This is a genomic window from Oligoflexus sp. (genome assembly GCF_035638955.1).
GTDB lineage: Bacteria > Bdellovibrionota_B > Oligoflexia > Oligoflexales > Oligoflexaceae > Oligoflexus.
Genome location: NZ_DASQYZ010000401.1, coordinates 1 through 2,683, shown reverse-complemented (window position 1 = coordinate 2,683; position 2,683 = coordinate 1). Strand labels below are relative to the sequence as shown.

The following is a 2,683-nucleotide window of genomic DNA, read 5'->3' as shown; positions in this document are numbered from 1 at the left end:
AGCGTGGTCCTAAACTTCTGATTCCACAGGAGCAGGTCGGGATCAACATCCCGGTCACACGGCAATCCATGTATGTGCTTGGATAGAAAAGTACACTAAACTCTTTTTATGACTGTCTCAAAATAGCTGATTTATTCCGATCCCGACCATGGAAACTTCGAGTCACCAAAATATTTTTAGTGAAAACGAAGCGCTGAAGCGCGAAATAGCCCGTCTGCGCGAAGATGTAGCTTACCTCGAAGAACTCGTCAAGCTCTTTAAACACCAGAAATTCGGTTCAAAAAGTGAAGCCAATCGCCATCCAGGCGAGCAGCTCCTGTTCAATGAAGCTGAAGCAGACGCTGATTCGGTCCCGATAGAAGATACTGGCGACGGGAACAAGCCGAAGGATTCCAAGCCCAGAGGTAAGCCCTCACGAAAAGCTTTGCCAGAAAGACTTCCTAGAGTTGAACGGATTATCGACCTTCCTGAAGATGAAAAATTCTGTCCAGTGTCTGGAAGGCGGCTTCATCGCATAGGTGAGGAAGTAACCGAACAGCTGGACATTGTTCCTGCCACGGTCCAGGTGATCAGAACGATACGACTGAAGTATGCCTGCTCCTGCGGAGAATGCACACCAAAGGCGATGCCTTTGCCACCGCAACCGATCCCTAAAAGCATGGCCAGCCCTGGACTTCTGGCTTTCATTGCGACTTCGAAGTACGCAGACGGGATGCCGCTTTACCGGCAGGAAGCTATTCTGCAGAGGATTGGCTGTGATATCCCCCGGGCAACCCTTGCCAGTTGGATCATTCGTTGCGGCGATCTTGTAACTCCTCTCATCAATCTTTTGCGTGAAAAGATGCTGGAAGGTCCACTTGTTCAGTGTGATGAGTCACCAATTCAAGTTCTCAAAGTCCCTGGAAAAAAGCCTACCAGCAAGTCGTTCATGTGGATTACCGCGAGGTGGGATAAGGACGGCAAAAAAATTGTCTTATATGAGTTCTCACCAACCCGAAGTAGTGAAGTCCCTTTAAGAATATTCAAGGGCTATAAGGGCTACGTTCAAACCGATGGTTATGAAGGCTATTCGCGCCTTGGTCTTGTGCCGGGCATTGTCCACGTCGGCGACTGGGTTCACGTAAGAAGAAAATTCAAGGACGCAATCAAGGGCCAGAAGGCCGGAACCAAGGCGACATTTGCCGATCATGCGCTGGGCGCCATCAAAGAACTTTATCGAATCGAAAATGAATGCGTGGATGATTCAACCAGACTCCTTATCCGCCAAACCCAGTCCAGAAACGTGATATCCGACCTCAGAGGTTGGCTGGACACAGCCCTGCATAAGGTGCCGCCCAAGTCTTTGACCGGGCAAGCACTGGCTTATTTGAATGGTCAGTGGCCGAAACTCATCCGATTTCTCGATGATCCGGTTATTGGGCTTGATACCAATTTTGTAGAAAATTCCATAAGACCTTTCGCTCTTGGCAGGGGAGCATGGTTGTTTTCCGATACCGTGAAGGGAGCCAATGCCAGTGCCGCTCTTTATAGCCTTGTGATTACCGCCCGCGCGAATAGTGTTGAACCCTACTATTACCTCTCCCATATCTTTTCAGAGCTTCCCAGGGCCACGTCCGTCGATGACTTCGAGGCACTCTTACCCTGGAACTTTTTGGTCAAGCATTGACCAACCTAAGGACGTGAGTAAGGCATATGAATCAGCCACTTACGTGAATACATCTGAATACGCTTATTCAAGTGGAGCATTCACTGATTACAGAACGACGACCGATAGGATAAGGGATAAAAGGACTAGGAGGTAAGAATTGGGAAGAATTAAGAGAGTTATCTCCATTTTAAACATGTCAATTTTCTTTTCTTCGCTTCTGATCCATATTTCGTGTTCAGTAACAGCAGAGAAAAACTGCGTTACAGGATGTCTAATTGAAGACAGAACTGAAGAGGTAATATTGGCCAATGGGTATCTCTCTTTTTGTCAGGCCTTTCAAATGCCAGGTGGTTTCTACTGGGATCTTTGCCCTGGACAAAGCGAATTAAACATCGCCGGATTTGACTGGGAGTGGGGGTATAAATATAAGCTGTTAGTGAACTCAAAAAAATATAGGTTTGATGATGCGCCCGAGGACTTAGGTACTATAAGGGAAATGAGATCTATAGTGCACATAGCAGAAAAACTACCCGTGGAACCTAATCTTAATTTTAAAACGAATCTTTTCTGGAATGCGGAAATTCAATACACTTATAGTGGCTTTTTACAGGGCCTACAGCGAATAAAAAACAATAACTCTGACTTCTATTTCGGTGAAAAACTATTTGTATGCCGAGAGCCTGTCACTTGTGAGAATCTTTCACAAACCATCACGAGACTTCAGGATGGAAAGAATGACGATATCTGCGAATTCACGTTTGATTTCAGCTTCCAAAAAACACCGGATTTACCGTTGCTTCTTAATGACTTCCAAACTACTGACTGCTCTTCCCCTTAAAATATGAAGACGTTTGCTAAGCCAGCAGAAGCAAAGGCTCTGCATGACTGAGCGCCTGCGGAATGTGTCAGCATTTTTGGGACAGCGCTAAAGAAAGTTTAAGAAACTTTTCTACCCGAGTACGAACACGGACTGTCGCGTGACTGGGATATTGATTCCAACTCGATCCTGTGGAATCGCAAGCTTGGGACCGCGCT

General features: G+C 46.4%; 2 protein-coding genes. Both read left to right on the top strand.

Going from position 1 to position 2,683, the window contains the following annotated elements:
- Positions 1-148 precede the first annotated feature (148 nt).
- Entirely contained in the window at positions 149-1,666 is a 1,518-nt protein-coding gene (tnpC, locus tag VE954_RS34510) for an IS66 family transposase (RefSeq protein WP_324961650.1), read from the top strand.
- 139 nt (positions 1,667-1,805) lie between these two features.
- Positions 1,806-2,486 carry a hypothetical protein gene (locus tag VE954_RS34505; RefSeq protein WP_324961645.1) on the top strand — a complete coding sequence of 227 codons (681 nt, stop codon included), beginning with the start codon at positions 1,806-1,808 and terminating at the stop codon, positions 2,484-2,486.
- Positions 2,487-2,683: the final 197 nt, after the last annotated feature.